Here is a 14,230-nt window from a genome sequence, read left to right on the forward strand (position 1 = left end):
CTGAAGCGCTACGGCCTGCGCATCCGGCCCGGCGAGGACTTCGAGCTGATCAACCCCGAGAACGACCCGCGCTACCGCGCCTATGTCGACCATCTCATCGAGATCGGCGGACGGCAGGGCTTCACGCCCGACTATGCGCGCACGCTGGTGCGCACCAACGCCACCGTGATCTCCGCCATCGCGCTGATGCGCGAGGAGGCGGACGCGATGATCTGCGGGCTGGACGGACGTTACGAGCGCCATCTGCGCACCGTGCGCGCCATCGTCGGCGTGCGCGAGACGGCCAGGGACCTTTCGGCCCTTTCGCTGCTGATCTCCGGCAACGGCATGACCTTCTTCACCGACACCTATGTGTCGATCGAGCCCAAGGCCGAGGAACTGGCCGAGATGACCGTGCTTGCGGCCGAGGAAATCCGGCGCTTCGGCGTCGAGCCCAAGGCCGCGCTCCTGTCGCACTCCAATTTCGGGTCCCGCGACAGCGCCTCGGCGGCCAAGATGCGCAAGGCCGTGGAGATCCTGCATGCGACGGCGCCCGATCTGTGCGTCGACGGCGAGATGCACTCCGACAGCGCGCTCGATCCGGAACTGCGCGCGCGTGTGCTGCCGCACTCGGTTCTTCAGGGCGAGGCGAACCTGCTGGTCTTTCCCGATCTCGACGCCGCCAACATCACGCTCAACGCGGTCAAGTCGATGACCGACGCGCTGCATGTCGGCCCGATCCTGCTCGGCACCGCCCGCCCCGCCCATGTGCTGACCACCTCGGTCACGTCGCGCGGCGTGGTCAACATGACCGCGATCTCGGCGGTGGAGGCGGCCCAGGCGGCGCAATCGGGCTGAAGGGCTTTGAACCGGCGGGCGGCCCATCTTCACGCCCGGTTAACGTTCATCGCAGGTTCAGCCCGGATCCGGCACGCCTTAAGACCATGGCCGGGCGCATCTGCGATGGTGTCCGGGGTTGGGAGTGCTCCTAGTGTCCCGGATTTGAAGTTCGCTTCGTTGCGCAGCATGCTCCGTACGCACTTCAGATTCGGTCGGGACACTAGCAGGTCTTTGGATGGGAGCGGATTGATGGACAGGGTTTTTCGCCGCGGCGAGGAAAACACCGCAACGCGATCCGACGATCGCGCAAGGCTTTTGCCGCAAACCGCTCTAGTGCCGCATCGATGGCGATGAGACTTCTCGGTGGCTGCATGACATGGCTCTGGCTGTGCGCGCTCGCGGCCGGCGTCGTCGTGCTTGCGCCCGCGCATGCCCAGGCGCAATCCTGTCAAAGCCTGCAATCCCAGTTGGCAAGCGCAATGCGCGGCGCCGGAAACCGAAGCCGGCACCGCAGCTACGCCGATGCGGCGCTGCGGCAGGCGCACGAACTGCGGCGCGCCCGGCGCGCCTACCAGGACCAGCGTTGCGCGGGGTCGGGCGCACGCCATTGCCGGTCGCTGGCCTCGACCATCCAAACGATGCGATCGAACCTGGCGCATCTTGAAAAGATGCGCGACCGCGACGGGGACGGTGCGTTGCAGCATGAAATCCGCCGCCTGGAACAGGCCGTCCGGCATGCGTGCCGCAGCGCGGGGACCCGCACCGCCTCGATCAGGCGCGATACCGGCATACGAACCAGGCTCACGGCGCGCCCGCGCGCGACGATGCCGCCTCCGGCGCCACAGCCGGGCCTTGCGGGCGGCTATCGGACCCTGTGCGTGCGCACCTGCGACGGCTATTTCTTCCCGATCTCGTTCGCCACCCATGCCGGCAATTTCGAACGCGACGCAGCGGTCTGCTCGGCTTTGTGCCCGGCGGCGCCCACTCTGTTGTTCACCCATCGCAGCGACGACGATGAGGGTCCACGGAACATGACGGCGCTCGATGGCACGCCATACACCGATCTGGCGACGGCCTTCGACTTCCGCCAGAACGAGCGAAGGCCGGACTGCGCATGCGGTCGGGCGAACACGGCGCTGATCGGCATCGAAGGCGTAACGCCGCCGCCCGGCCATGGCGCCGATGCGGCCTTGCCCGAAGAGCGCGGCCCGCCGCCGCCCAAGCCGCTCGCGCGCCCCGACGGCGCGGCCGATCCCGAAACCGTGATGAACGGGCGGCAGGGCCTCACCGTGCGCCGCATGACCGACATCGCCCGCGCGATCAGCGTCGGCGAGGTCCATGACGTGGTCGACAGCGGCGATACGATCAGGGTCGTCGGCGCAGAATTTCTGCCCGACCCAGAAGAGGCAATAGATCTGACAGCTCCGGTCCCCACGCCCTTCCCGTAAGCGCGATGCGCAGCGGCATGAAGAGCGCCCTGCCCTTGCGGCCCGAGCGCGCCCTGGCCGCATCCGTCCACGCCTTCCAGGTGCCCGCTTCGACATCACCCCGGGGCAGAAGGTCGAAGGCGGCGCGCGCATAGGCAAGGTCGTCGCCTTCGAGTGTCGCCTCGCCGGCGGGACCTTCGGTCATGATCGACCACCAGTCGGCCGCTTCCGGCACCGTCTTCACATTGGCGCGGATCACCCGCCAGAACGGTTCGGCGCGCGGATCGTTCGCATCGAAGCCCGCATCGGCGAGCCGGGCGCGCACGGCATCGAACGCGAGCGCATGAACGAGCGTCCGGTTCAGCCCGTCCAGATCGGACGGATCGAACCTTGCCGCCGATTTGGTCGTCGCGGCGATGTCGAACGTCTCCGACAGGGCGTCCATGTCGGCTTTGGCCGCGATCGCGGTCGAAGAGCCGGTCAGGACCGCAAGGCTCGCCACCGCCATCGGCTCGTAACCGGCCTCGGCAAGGCTTGCGATGGACAGCGCGCCGGTGCGCTTGGAAAGCCCCTCGCCGCTGGCCGTCGTCAGAAGATTGTGGTGGCCGAAGGCCGGCGGCACGGCGCCAAGCGCCCGGAAAAGGGCGATCTGCGCGCCGGTGTTGGTGACATGGTCGTCGCCGCGAACGACATGGCTGACGCCCATCTCGATATCGTCGACGACCGAAGGAAGCGTATAGAGATAGGTGCCGTCACCGCGAATCAGCACCGGATCGGACATGGAGGCCAGATCGACGCTCTGGGCGCCTCGAACCGCATCGTCCCACCGCACGTCCGTGCGCTCGGGCGAAAACGGATCGTGCCTGAAGTTGGGCAGGAGGAAGCGCCAGTGCGGCGCGTGTCCCTGGGCCTCCAAGGCGGCTTTTTCGGCGTCGGTCAGCCTGAGCGCCTCACGGCCATAGACCGGCGGCAGCTTGCGCGACAGGCGGATCCTGCGGCGGCGATCAAGCTCCTCGGGCATCTCGTAGCAGGCATAGAGCAGGCCCTTGTCCCTGAGCGTCGCGGCCGCCGCGTCATAGGCGTCCATGCGGCGCGACTGGTGCTCGATCCGGTCCGGGCGGATGCCGAGCCAGCGCAGGTCGCGCTTGATCTGCACGGCGAATTCCGGCTGCGAGCGGGCCGTGTCGGTGTCGTCGAAGCGCAGGATGAACATGCCGCCCGCCTGCCTGGCGAACAGCCAGTTGAAAAGCGCGGTGCGCGCATTGCCGATATGGATATGGCCGGTCGGCGAGGGTGCGAAACGGACGGTGACGGACATGGCGCCCGCTTACGGAACCGCCGGCCCGTTGGCAAGCGCATGGGCCCGCCGCCGCGCCGACAAACGGCGCGAGACGATCGCCATCAGCACGGTGGCCGCCGCGCAGTAAAGGCCCATGGCGACGATCTGCGCCGGATAGCCGACGCCCAGATCGATCAGCGCGCCGGTCAGGCCCGGCCCGACGGCGGTGGCGCACACCATCATCGCCACGACCACGGCGCGGATGGCGCCCAGTTGCCGCGTGCCGTAGATTTCGGGCCACAGCGCGCCGAACAGGGTCGAGGAAAAGCCGTAGGAGACGCCGAGCAGCGCCATGAACGCGAACGCGCTCCACTGCGCATCGAGCAGGCCGAGCGCGAAACAGGCCAGCGCCAGGGGCGCAAGGAACACCGGCAGCAGCGCGGTGGCCGAGAACCGGTCGATCAGGGCGCCCGAGACCAGAACGAACACGATGGTGGTCACGCTCATCACGGCGAAGGACGAGGCGAAGACGGGCAGGGACCAGCCGCGCAGCTCGACCAGATAGACCTGATGGAAGAAGACCGTCGTACCGATGAAGGCCGGCGCGAGAACGCCGGTCAGGAGCATCCAGAACAACGGGTCGGCCATCACCTCGGTCCGTGTCCATTGGCGCGGCGCGATCGCCCTGGGGTCGGGCGCGTCCGACTGGGGCGAACGTTCCCTGGCGGTCAGACCGGCGATGACGGGCAGCGCGACAAGGACGAGCAGGGCCGCGGCCGCGAGCCACGCATCGCGCCAGCCCAGCGCGGCGGCAAACGCGACGAAGACGAACGGCAGAACCGCCTCGCCCGCATTGTGGCCGAGCGTGACCAGCGAGACCGCCCTGCCCCGGTTGGCGGCGAACCAGCGGCCCGTCGCCGTCAGCGCATTCTGGGTCATCATGCCCTGTCCGAACAGGCGCAACATGTAGATGACGAGGACAAGGGTCGCCGGATGGGCGGAGAAGGCCATGCCGACCGCGCCCAGCGCGAGCGCGGGCACGATGATCAGCGTCACCGCCGCCGCGCCGTAAAGGTCGGTGATGCGGCCCAGCCAGGGCAGCGTCAGCGCGCTGGCCAGCGTTGCGGCCATGTAGAGCCCGCCGAACGCGCCGTGGCTCAGCCCGTATTCGGCGCGAATGTCGCCGGCCGAAAGGGCGATGAAGAACGTCTGCCCGAACGAGGAAAAGAAGGTCAGCAGAAAACCGCCGACGATCCACCGTGCGTTCCTGGCCACGAAGCGGACAAGAGGCATGGGAAAGAAGGCCCGATCGAAGAAAGAGGTTGGCGAACGTCCCGCACCTAACCCCTGGCCCGCAAAGAGGCAACAGGCGTTTCAGCGGTTTGACGCGCGTCTGTCTTCCCGGTGCTTGGGGCGTCGCGAAATCGTCTCGCGCCCGTCACATGGCGCCCTTGGCCAGCGCCTATAGATCGAGGCGCCCGGCGTCCCGGCTTTCCGCTCGCCCGGCCCCTTGCCGATCGGGAGGCGTGGGCCATGAACGGCAAGGTTCGGGAAAGCCCGGTAAAGCGCGCCCCGGATAGGATAAACCGTGTCGGACTTCAGTGCGTCGGCGTTGGCGCCATAGCCCCGGCAGGGGCGACTATGGCCGATCCCGGAACCGGTTCGTGATCGGATAGCGGCGGTCGCGGCCGAAATTCTTGCGCGTGATCTTCACGCCCGGCGCGGACTGGCGCCGCTTGTATTCGGCAACGTACAGAAGATGCTCGATCCGGTGGACCAGATCGCGGTCATGGCCGCGCGCGACGATGGCGTCGACGGCCATTTCGTTTTCGACCAGGCACTCCACGATATCGTCAAGCGCTTCATAGGGCGGCAGCGAATCCTGGTCGGTCTGGCCGGGCCTGAGTTCGGCCGAGGGCGCCTTGTCGATGATGCTCTGGGGGATCACCTCGCCCGCCGGCCCCAGGGCGCCATGGGGCACATGGCCGTTTCGCCAGCGCGCCATGGCGTAGACCTGCATCTTGTAGACGTCCTTGATCGGGTTGAACCCGCCGTTCATGTCGCCATAGAGCGTGGCGTAGCCGACGCTCATCTCGCTCTTGTTGCCCGTCGTCACCACCATCGAACCGAACCTGTTGGAGATCGCCATCAGGATGGTGCCGCGCGCCCGGCTCTGCAAATTCTCCTCGGTCACGCCCTCATCGGTGCCGGCAAACATCTCCGACAGCGCATCGGTGAACCCCGTGACGGGCGCGTGGATCGGCACCACGTCGTAGCGGCAGCCAAGCGCCCGGGCGCAAGCCTCGGCATCGTAAATGCTGTCGGGCGCGGTGTAGTCGTAGGGCATCATCACGCAGCGCACGCGCGCCGCGCCCAGCGCGTCGACGGCCAGCGCCGCGCAAAGCGCCGAATCGATCCCGCCCGACAGGCCAAGCACCACATCGGCGAACCCGTTCTTGTTCACATAGTCGCGCAAGCCCAGCATGCAGGCGCGATAGTCGGCCTCGATCGTCTCCGGAACGGTCGCCACGGGCCCATCGGCGCAGGTCCAGCCGTCCGCTTTCCGCCGGTAGGTGACAATGGCCACCTGCGCCTCGAACTGGGGCATCTGGAAGGCGAGCGTGCGGTCGGCGTTGACGCCGAACGAGGCGCCGTCGAAGATCAGCTCGTCCTGTCCGCCGAGCTGGTTGGCGAACAGGATCGGCAGATCGGCGTCGATCACCTGGCGGATGACGACCTGATGGCGCACATCGACCTTGCCGCGATGATAGGGCGAGCCGTTGGGCACGATCAGGATTTCCGCGCCGCTCTCGGCCAGCGTCTCGCAGACGCCCATGTCGCCCCAGATGTCCTCGCAGATGGGGATGCCGATCCGCACGCCCCGATAATCGACCGGCCCGCGCATCGGGCCGGGCTCGAAGACGCGCTTCTCGTCGAACTCACCATAGTTGGGCAGGTCGACCTTGAACCATTCGGACGCCACGGCGCCGTCATCGAGGACCATGGCCGCATTGTGCCGCCTGCCGTCGCGCGCAAGCGGCAGGCCGATGATCACGCCAGGCCCGCCATCGGCCGTTTCGGCGGCCAGCGTCCGAACCGCGCGCTCGCACGCCTCAAGGAAGGCGGGCTTGAGCACCAGATCCTCGGGCGGGTAGCCGGCGATGAACAGTTCGGTGAAGACGACCAGATCGGCGCCGCGACGCGCAGCGTCCGCGCGCGCCTTGCGCGCTGCCTCCAGATTGCCGGCGACATCGCCCACCGTCGGGTTCACCTGGGCGATGGCGATGCGGAACGTGTCGGTGAGGGGCTTGCGCATGGGCCTGCCCTACCCCGGCCGGCGGCGCCGCGCAACACGCGCCCGAACGGCGGCGCAACCGCAGGCGACCGAAGGGAAACACATGGGCGGCCGAAACGGCAGGCGCCTTCCCAGCCGCTCCCGCGCGCCTTGTCAGTCGCGGCCCTCGAACACGGCAAGGCCGTCGCCGATCGCATAGTAATCGCCCTTGTCGGCGCCATAGATGTGGCGGCCTGCGACCAGGCCGCTGGGCTTTTCGAAGCTGCCGGCCATGATCGACGTCCGTTCCGAGCCGGACCGTTTCCAGAACAGCAGCGATCCGCAATGCCGGCAGAAGCCGCGCCGGGCCCGGTCGGACGCCGCATACCAGGTCAGCGCGTCACCGCCCGTGACGGTCAGATCCACATCGTCGCAGCGCGTGGCGGCGACGAAGTGGCCGGACTGCTTGCGGCATTGCGTGCAATGGCAGTAGACGACATCGCGCAAGGCGCCGGCGACGACAAACCGCACCGCGGGGGGGGGGGGTGGGGGGGTGGCCATTTGGGTCCCTCCATGGCTTGACCGGTCAAGCTTCACGCACAAGGGAAGGCATGTCTGCCCGCGCGGCGACGGCGATGCGTCGTCCATGCGAAAGTCATCCCGGCATCGACCCGGCGCCGCCGGCCGATAAGCCGGCCCGGCCTGCCTCGCTCAGGCGCTGGCCGCGACCCTGGGCGCGGTGTCCTTGCGGCCGTTCTTGAGCCGCTCGGCAACCAGGAAGGCCAGTTCGAGCGACTGGTCCGCGTTCAGGCGCGGATCGCAATGGGTGTGATAGCGGTCGGAAAGCTGCGCCTCGGTCACGGCGCGCGCGCCGCCCATGCACTCGGTCACGTCCTTGCCGGTCATCTCGATATGGATGCCGCCCGGATGGGTGCCCTCGGCCCGGTGGACGTCGAAGAAGCCGTTCACCTCGCCCAGCACCCGGTCGAACGGCCGCGTCTTGTAGCCGTTGGCGGTGATCGTGTTGCCGTGCATGGGATCGCACGACCAGACCACCTTCCTGCCCTCGCGTTCGACGGCGCGGATCAGCGCCGGCAGGTGCCGTTCGACCTTGTCGTGACCGAAGCGCGCGATCAGCGTCAGCCGCCCGGACTCGTTTGCCGGGTTGAGCGCGTCGATCAGGTTCAGAAGATCGTCCGGCTCAAGCGAGGGGCCGCATTTCAGGCCGATCGGGTTCCTGATGCCGCGCGCGAACTCGACATGGGCGTGATCGGCCTGGCGCGTGCGGTCGCCGATCCAGATCATGTGCCCGGAGGTGGTGTAGTGCTCGCCGGTGGTGGAATCGACGCGCGTCATCGCCTCCTCATAGCCAAGCAGCAGCGCCTCGTGGCTGGTGTAGAACTCGGTTTCGCGCAACCGCGCATAGGTGTCGGCGGTCAGCCCGATGGACGCCATGAAGGCGAGCGCCTCCGATATGCGGTCGGCAAGCTGCTCGTAACGTTCGCCCTGGGGGCTGTCGGCGATGAAGCCGAGCGTCCATTGGTGAACATTGTCGAGCCGCGCATAGCCGCCCTGCGCGAACGCGCGCAGCAGGTTCAGCGTCGCGGCCGATTGCCGGTAGGCCATGATCTGGCGTTCGGGATCGGGGATGCGCGAGGCTTCGTCGAACTCGATCCCGTTTATGATGTCGCCGCGATAGGACGGCAGCGCCACGCCGTCGCGCTTTTCGATATCGGAGGAACGCGGCTTGGCGAACTGGCCGGCGACGCGGCCCACCTTGACGACCGGCTTGGAGGCGCCAAACGTCAGGACGATCGCCATTTGAAGGAAGACGCGGAAGAAGTCGCGAATATTGTCCGCGCCATGCTCGGCGAAACTCTCGGCGCAGTCGCCGCCCTGAAGCAGGAAGCCCCTGCCGTCGGCGACGTCGGCGAGCGCCGTCTTGAGCGCCCGCGCCTCGCCGGCAAAGACCAGCGGCGGGTAGGAGCGCAGACGCTCCTCGACGGCCTTGAGCTTTTCGGCATCGGGATAGGCGGGCACCTGCAAGATCGGCTTGCCGCGCCAGCTATCGGGTGTCCATTTGTCTGCCATGATCGTCACGCCTGCGGTGAAACGGAACGCGCGCCCGCGCGATGGGCACCTATAAAGCACCGCCGGCCGCGCTGTCACCCCGCAATTGGGCGCAAAACGAAGCGGTCAGCCTTGCACGAAGCCGTCGACATGGTTGAGATCGGCGGTCACCGCGTCGATCAGGTCCGTTTCGTCGGGCGTCAGCTTCACCGCGCGCGGATAGAGCGGGGATGCGCGATCGCGGACGATGGGCGTATCGAACGCGCCGGTGTTCTCGACGAAGCCGCGCGCGCCATGCTCGCCATACTGGTGCAGATAGCCTTGCAGAACCGCATCGAGATAGCTTTGCAGGATGTGGTGGCGGGCGGCGCCGGCAGGGGGCCGCGCCACATAGACGTAATATTCAAGGTCGGGCAGATCGGCGTCGTCCCGGTCGAGCCGCAATTGCGACCGGTCGAGCCGGACCCGGTCATAGCCGTGCTCGCGCCGGTCGACGGCGGGCAGGTTCCCGGCGCGGTCGAAGATCAGGAGCCCGCTCAGTTCGGCCGCGCCGGCTCCGGCCCGATGGGCACTCAGGAGCGAGACCGGATGACGCGCCGGTTCCGACCGCCCCTGCCAGCGCCGGGCAAAGCCGCCCAGATGCGCCCGCTCGCAATGGACGACATGGGTGCGATGGGTATGGGCGTTGACCAGAGACCCGTAGCCGAAATAGGCCACCATGGCTCCGCGCGCCGTCAATGTCGTCAGATCGTGGGGCATGGTGGCGCAGGTCAGGCCGCGATGCGCTCTCCCTGCCGTACCCGATAGGTCGGCTCGTAGAGCGTGACCAGTTCCTCGGCCGCCGTGGGGTGGACAGCCATCGTCGCGTCGAAATGGTCCTTGGTGCAGCGCGCCTTGACCGGAATGGCGAGAAGCTGCGCCATCTCGCCCGCGCCCGGGCCGATCACGTGGACGCCGACCACCACCCGGCTCGCCGCATCGACGATGAGCTTCATCATCATCTTCTCCTTGCGGTCGGGCAGGATGTTGTGCATCGGCCGGAACGTGGCGCGATAGACCTCCAGATCGCCATGCCGTTCGGCGGCCTGCGCCTCGGTCAGGCCGACCGTGCCGATCTCCGGCTGCGAGAAGACGGCCGTCGCGATGTCCTGATGGTCCGGCCTAGTCGGATTGTCCCTGAAGGCGGTCTCAAGAAAGCACATCGCCTCGTGGATCGCCACGGGCGTGAGCTGGACCCTGTCGGTGACATCGCCCACCGCCCAGATGTTGGCGACATTCGTCCGCGAATGGTCGTCGACGGTGACCGCGCCGCGCCGGTCGGTCGCAACGCCTGCGGCATCGAGCCCCAGACCGGCGGTGTTCGGCCGCCGGCCGATCGCCATCATCACCTGGTCGACAACCATGTGCTCGCCGCCGGACAGGTGCGCGTCGAGCCGGCCGTCGTCGCGCCGGGCGACCTTGTGCGGAACCTGGTGGCAGATCACGCGAATGCCCTTGGCCACCATCGTGTCCTGGAGATGGTCGCGCAGATCCTCGTCGAAACCGCCGAGAATCTTGGCGCCGCGATAGATCAGCGTCGTCTCGACACCAAGGCCGTGGAAGATGTTGGCGAACTCGACGGCGATATAGCCCCCGCCGGTGATGATGATCGCGCGCGGCAGCGCCTCAAGGTGAAAGGCGCCGTTCGAGGTGATGCAAAGCTCGTGTCCGGGCATATCGCGCGGCAGGTTGGGATGGCCTCCGGTGGCGATCAGGATCTGGTCGGCGGTGACCTTTTCGCCGCTCGCCTCAAGCAGGACGGTGTGCGCATCGACCAGCCGCGCCCGCGTGTCGTGAACCGTCACGCCGTTGCCGGTCAGGCCCTTGCGGTACAACCCTTCGAGGCGTTCGATCTCGCGGTCCTTGTTGGCGATCAGCGTCGGCCAGTCGAACGTCGCCGGCGGCGCCCGCCAGCCATAGCCGGGCGCATCCTCGAAATGTTCGGAATATTGCGAGGCGTAGACGAACAGCTTCTTGGGCACGCAGCCGCGAATGACGCAGGTGCCGCCCATGCGATACTCTTCCGCAAGGCCGGCGCGCTTGCCCATCGCACCGGCGAGGCGCGCGGCGCGCACGCCGCCCGAGCCGCCGCCGATCACGAACAGATCATAGTCATAGTCGGCCATGGCCAGGCGCCTCTCCGTTGTCTACTGGTTCGTGGCTTCAGCGTCCGCCGGCCGCTGGCGCAGGCCGGCATCGCCAAGGCGCGTGGACACGGCCTCCAGCAGGTCGCGCTCGATACCCCGCTGCCAGACGGCGGCGGCCTGCGTCACCTGGCGGGCGGCGATCGGCCCGTTGCGCAGCAGCGAGCGGCCCGCATCGGTGCGGTAGAATTGGGCGATCGCGCGCAGATCCTCCTCGGCGATCGCCCGGGCATAGACCATCGCCGCCTCGCGCTCCAGATCGGCGCGCCGGGCCGCGAGCGCCAGGGCCGCCTCGTCGACGAAGGTCAGGATCTGGACTTCGAGATCGGGATTGTTGGCGATCAGCTGCGCCTTCAGGCTCTCGGCGACCTGCGGCAGGATCGCATCGTAACGGTCGGTGGCGTCGATCGCGGCGATGGCCTCGCGCGCCGCATCAAGGTGGCTTTCGCCGACATCCTGCGCGAGGGCCGGAGCCGCCGCGGCAAGACCGGCAAGGGCAACGGACACGAGCACGTTTCGGATTGGTGTCAAAAGCATCTGGTCATCCCGTTATGGACCGCCGGCCGGATCGGCGACCGGCCTGTTTTTCGCTCATTTTCCGCTCATGGCACAGCCAGTTCGCGCACGCCAGCCTGGCCCGCGACGATCGCCAGACAGGCCATGGACAGGAACAGGCCATGCTCGACCACGCCGGGGATGGCGTTGAGGTCGCGCGCCAGCGCCTGTGGGTCCGAAATGTGGCCGAATGATGCGTCCAGGATCAGATGCCCGCCATCGGTGATCAGCGGCTCGCCCTTGCTGGCCACGCGCGCGACCACATCGCCCGTGGCCCCGTGCTCCCGGGCGACCCTTTGCACGGAGCGTCGCGTCGCCTCGACGCCGAAGGCATTGACCTCGACCGGCAGCGGGAACCTTCCGAGCGCGTCGACGCACTTGCCGTCGTCGGCGATGACGATCATCCGACCGGCCGCGTGCGCGACGATCTTCTCGCGCAGCAGGGCGCCGCCACCGCCCTTGATCAGGTTGAGCGCGGGATCGATTTCGTCCGCCCCGTCGACCGCAAGGTCGAGCTGCGGCATGTCATCGAGCGATTCGAGCCGGATGCCCATGTCCAGGCACAGCCGCGCCGTGCGCTCCGAGGTCGGCACCCCGACGATATCGAGCCCCTCGCCCACCGCACGGCCCAGTTGCTCTATGAACTTGCCTGCGGTCGATCCGGTGCCGATCCCCAGCCGCATGCCGTCGCGGACGTGGGTCATCGCCGCGCGGGCGGCGGCGGCCTTCATGTCGTCGGAACCCATCTTGCGCCCAACTCCCCTTGCGTACCACGGCCGGTGCGTTAACACGGCGCGGCGACGACGCCAACAGCCCGCCTGGAGCCGCCCATGACGCGCCCGACACTCGTCTTCGATCTCGACGGCACGCTGATCGACACGGCGCCGGACCTGCTCGACAGCCTCAACCACGTCATCACGCGCGAAGGGCTCGCGCCGGTCGCGCCCGACCGGTTGCGCGCCCATGTCGGCCACGGCGGACGGGCCATGCTCGAACGCGCCTACGCGGCACAGGACCGGCATCTCGACGCGGCGACCCTCGAACGGCTGTCCGATGCGTTTTTCCAGCATTACGCAGACGGCATGCCCGGCCGCTCGCGGCCGTTCGCCGGCGCGACCGGCTGCCTTGCGCGCTTTGCCGGGGCCGGATGGCGGATGGCCGTGTGCACCAACAAGCTCGAACACCTCTCGCGGACGCTGCTCGGCGCGCTCGGCCTCGACGAACGGTTCGCGGCCATTTGCGGCGCCGACACGTTCGCCGTGCGCAAGCCCGACCCCGGTCATCTGACAGGAACGATCGAGCGGGCGGGCGGAACGCGCGACAATGCGGTCATGGTCGGCGACAGCAAGACCGACATCGACACGGCAAGGGCCGCGGGCGTCCCCGTCGTCGCGGTCGATTTCGGCTATGCGACCGAGCCGGTCGCAACGCTCCGTCCCGACCATGTCATCGGTGCGTTCGACGCCTTGAGCGTCGACATGGCGACCGCGCTGATCGCCGCGCGCGGGGCGGCCCGAACCCTTTGAGCCGGCCCACGCCAGCATGGCGTCCCGCTTGACTTCAAGCGCGCGCGCCGCCTATACCGCGCGCCGGTGCGCCGCGCGGGGCGGAGCGCCCTTCGGGCGATTAGCTCAGCGGGAGAGCACTGCCTTCACACGGCAGGGGTCGCTGGTTCAATCCCAGCATCGCCCACCATTTTCTTGAGCGTTTTCAGTGCTCTGTAGGACATGGCAGGCGTCCATGCTGCAAGAGCCGACAGCCGGCGACACCGGAATGTCGCACGTAGCGGGCAAGGCGAGGCCGAACGGCGGCCTTCGGCCCTTCTTGCGGCCGGGCCGGGCCGCTATAGTTCCCCCGACCGTCATTCGAAAGGGAGCAGACCATGTTCGTCGCCATGAACCGGTTCAAGATCAACGAGGGCCACGAGGAGGCGTTCGAGGAGGTCTGGCGCAACCGCGAATCGCGTCTGGAGGGCGTGCCGGGCTTTACCAGCTTTCACCTGCTCAAGGGTTCGTTCGACGAGCAGACCCGGACGACGCTCTATGCGTCGCACACCATATGGCGCAGCGAGGCGCACTTTTCCGACTGGACGCGCTCGGACCATTTCCGCGCCGCCCACAAGAATGCCGGCGACAAACGCGACATGTATGCGGGCCATCCGGCCTTCGAGGGCTTTACGGCCGTTTTGAGCGAATAGGGGCACAGGGCACGGCGGGCGCCTTGACGCGCATCGGGCGCGCTCAGCGCAGGGCGGCCTCGCTTTCGCCCTCGGCCACCGCGAACCGCTCGGTCTTTTCCTCGTCCCGGCGATTGGGGCGCATCATCGTCTTCCCCAGGGCCGGGTCAGCCGGCCAGCCAGGGCAGCGTGTCCAGATCGACATTGCCGCCGGTGACGACGACGCCGACGCGCCGGCCGGCGAAGACGGCGCGGTTCTTGACGATCGCCGCCAGCGGCACCGCGCTGGACGGCTCGATGACGATCTTCATGCGCTGCCATGTCAGCCGCATCGCATCGACGATCTCCCGCTCGGAGGCGGTGAAGATGTCGGTGACGCGACGGGAGACGAAGTGCCAGGTCAGCTCCTTGAGCGGCGTCCTCAGACCGTCGGCGACGGTCTGAGGG

The 14,230-nt window shown here is 68.0% G+C and carries 14 protein-coding genes and 1 tRNA gene; 5 read left to right on the plus strand and 10 right to left on the minus strand.

Going from position 1 to position 14,230, the window contains the following annotated elements; genetic code table 11:
- Together AC5E6L_RS08475 and AC5E6L_RS08480 are read left to right on the plus strand one after the other, a co-directional pair.
- Positions 1 to 837, plus strand: an 837-nt coding sequence (locus AC5E6L_RS08475; protein WP_491772611.1) for a phosphate acyltransferase, incomplete at its 5' end; no start/stop codon positions are given.
- 332 nt (positions 838 to 1,169) lie between these two features.
- The gene (locus tag AC5E6L_RS08480) at positions 1,170 to 2,267 is read left to right on the plus strand and encodes a DUF2865 domain-containing protein (protein ID WP_491228953.1); all 1,098 of its coding nucleotides are present in this window, start codon (positions 1,170 to 1,172) and stop codon (positions 2,265 to 2,267) included.
- Here AC5E6L_RS08480 and gltX read toward each other — a convergent pair.
- From gltX to rpiA, 9 genes are all read right to left on the minus strand, one after another.
- Positions 2,185 to 3,564, minus strand: coding sequence for a glutamate--tRNA ligase (gene gltX / locus AC5E6L_RS08485; RefSeq protein WP_491772613.1), 1,380 nt, complete (start codon positions 3,562 to 3,564; stop codon positions 2,185 to 2,187). The genes AC5E6L_RS08480 and gltX overlap by 83 nt on opposite strands.
- Positions 3,565 to 3,573: 9 nt before the next feature.
- Positions 3,574 to 4,818 (minus strand): MFS transporter, encoded by a 1,245-nt coding sequence (locus AC5E6L_RS08490; protein WP_491228306.1) that lies wholly within the window; start codon positions 4,816 to 4,818, stop codon positions 3,574 to 3,576.
- 346 nt (positions 4,819 to 5,164) lie between these two features.
- Positions 5,165 to 6,841 (minus strand): NAD+ synthase, encoded by a 1,677-nt coding sequence (locus tag AC5E6L_RS08495; protein ID WP_491228307.1) that lies wholly within the window; start codon positions 6,839 to 6,841, stop codon positions 5,165 to 5,167.
- Between the two features lie 132 nt (positions 6,842 to 6,973).
- Complete coding sequence (locus AC5E6L_RS08500; protein WP_491772616.1) at positions 6,974 to 7,360, minus strand: GFA family protein; 387 nt, start codon at positions 7,358 to 7,360, stop codon at positions 6,974 to 6,976.
- A gap of 150 nt (positions 7,361 to 7,510) precedes the next feature.
- Entirely contained in the window at positions 7,511 to 8,890 is a 1,380-nt protein-coding gene (locus AC5E6L_RS08505) for a class II 3-deoxy-7-phosphoheptulonate synthase (RefSeq protein ID WP_491772618.1), read from the minus strand.
- A gap of 105 nt (positions 8,891 to 8,995) precedes the next feature.
- Positions 8,996 to 9,628: a gamma-glutamylcyclotransferase family protein gene (locus AC5E6L_RS08510; protein ID WP_491772620.1), complete on the minus strand. Its 633-nt coding sequence runs from the start codon at positions 9,626 to 9,628 to the stop codon at positions 8,996 to 8,998.
- 11 nt (positions 9,629 to 9,639) lie between these two features.
- The gene (gene gor, locus AC5E6L_RS08515) at positions 9,640 to 11,034 is read right to left on the minus strand and encodes a glutathione-disulfide reductase (protein WP_491228311.1); all 1,395 of its coding nucleotides are present in this window, start codon (positions 11,032 to 11,034) and stop codon (positions 9,640 to 9,642) included.
- Positions 11,035 to 11,055: 21 nt separating this feature from the next.
- A complete protein-coding gene (locus AC5E6L_RS08520) occupies positions 11,056 to 11,589 on the minus strand; it encodes a DUF2059 domain-containing protein (protein WP_491228312.1) in 534 nt (177 codons plus the stop codon).
- Between the two features lie 65 nt (positions 11,590 to 11,654).
- The gene (rpiA, locus tag AC5E6L_RS08525) at positions 11,655 to 12,353 is read right to left on the minus strand and encodes a ribose-5-phosphate isomerase RpiA (RefSeq protein ID WP_491228313.1); all 699 of its coding nucleotides are present in this window, start codon (positions 12,351 to 12,353) and stop codon (positions 11,655 to 11,657) included.
- An 84-nt stretch (positions 12,354 to 12,437) separates the two neighbouring features.
- Here rpiA and AC5E6L_RS08530 point away from each other — a divergent pair, with 84 nt between their 5' ends.
- The 3 genes from AC5E6L_RS08530 (at position 12,438) to hmuQ (ending at position 13,804) form a co-directional block, all read left to right on the plus strand.
- Positions 12,438 to 13,133: a phosphoglycolate phosphatase gene (locus AC5E6L_RS08530; protein WP_491228314.1), complete on the plus strand. Its 696-nt coding sequence runs from the start codon at positions 12,438 to 12,440 to the stop codon at positions 13,131 to 13,133.
- A 94-nt stretch (positions 13,134 to 13,227) separates the two neighbouring features.
- A tRNA-Val gene (locus tag AC5E6L_RS08535) sits at positions 13,228 to 13,302 on the plus strand.
- 187 nt (positions 13,303 to 13,489) lie between these two features.
- On the plus strand, positions 13,490 to 13,804 hold the full coding sequence (hmuQ, locus tag AC5E6L_RS08540; protein WP_491228315.1) for a heme-degrading protein HmuQ: 315 nt from the start codon (positions 13,490 to 13,492) through the stop codon (positions 13,802 to 13,804).
- Between the two features lie 146 nt (positions 13,805 to 13,950).
- Here hmuQ and AC5E6L_RS08545 read toward each other — a convergent pair.
- Positions 13,951 to 14,230: pyridoxal-phosphate dependent enzyme (locus AC5E6L_RS08545; protein WP_491772623.1), on the minus strand; the 280-nt coding region annotated here is incomplete at its 5' end.

Source organism: Roseitalea sp., assembly GCF_984466335.1.

Bases quoted from the DNA above. Each gene is read 5' to 3' on its own strand.
- AC5E6L_RS08480 (WP_491228953.1), top strand. From the start codon at position 1,170: ATGAGACTTCTCGGTGGCTGCATGACATGGCTCTGGCTGTGCGCGCTC.
- gltX (WP_491772613.1), bottom strand. From the start codon at position 3,564: ATGTCCGTCACCGTCCGTTTCGCACCCTCGCCGACCGGCCATATCCAT.
- AC5E6L_RS08490 (WP_491228306.1), bottom strand. From the start codon at position 4,818: ATGCCTCTTGTCCGCTTCGTGGCCAGGAACGCACGGTGGATCGTCGGC.
- AC5E6L_RS08495 (WP_491228307.1), bottom strand. From the start codon at position 6,841: ATGCGCAAGCCCCTCACCGACACGTTCCGCATCGCCATCGCCCAGGTG.
- AC5E6L_RS08500 (WP_491772616.1), bottom strand. From the start codon at position 7,360: ATGGCCACCCCCCCACCCCCCCCCCCCGCGGTGCGGTTTGTCGTCGCC.
- AC5E6L_RS08505 (WP_491772618.1), bottom strand. From the start codon at position 8,890: ATGGCAGACAAATGGACACCCGATAGCTGGCGCGGCAAGCCGATCTTG.
- AC5E6L_RS08510 (WP_491772620.1), bottom strand. From the start codon at position 9,628: ATGCCCCACGATCTGACGACATTGACGGCGCGCGGAGCCATGGTGGCC.
- gor (WP_491228311.1), bottom strand. From the start codon at position 11,034: ATGGCCGACTATGACTATGATCTGTTCGTGATCGGCGGCGGCTCGGGC.
- AC5E6L_RS08520 (WP_491228312.1), bottom strand. From the start codon at position 11,589: ATGCTTTTGACACCAATCCGAAACGTGCTCGTGTCCGTTGCCCTTGCC.
- rpiA (WP_491228313.1), bottom strand. From the start codon at position 12,353: ATGGGTTCCGACGACATGAAGGCCGCCGCCGCCCGCGCGGCGATGACC.
- AC5E6L_RS08530 (WP_491228314.1), top strand. From the start codon at position 12,438: ATGACGCGCCCGACACTCGTCTTCGATCTCGACGGCACGCTGATCGAC.
- hmuQ (WP_491228315.1), top strand. From the start codon at position 13,490: ATGTTCGTCGCCATGAACCGGTTCAAGATCAACGAGGGCCACGAGGAG.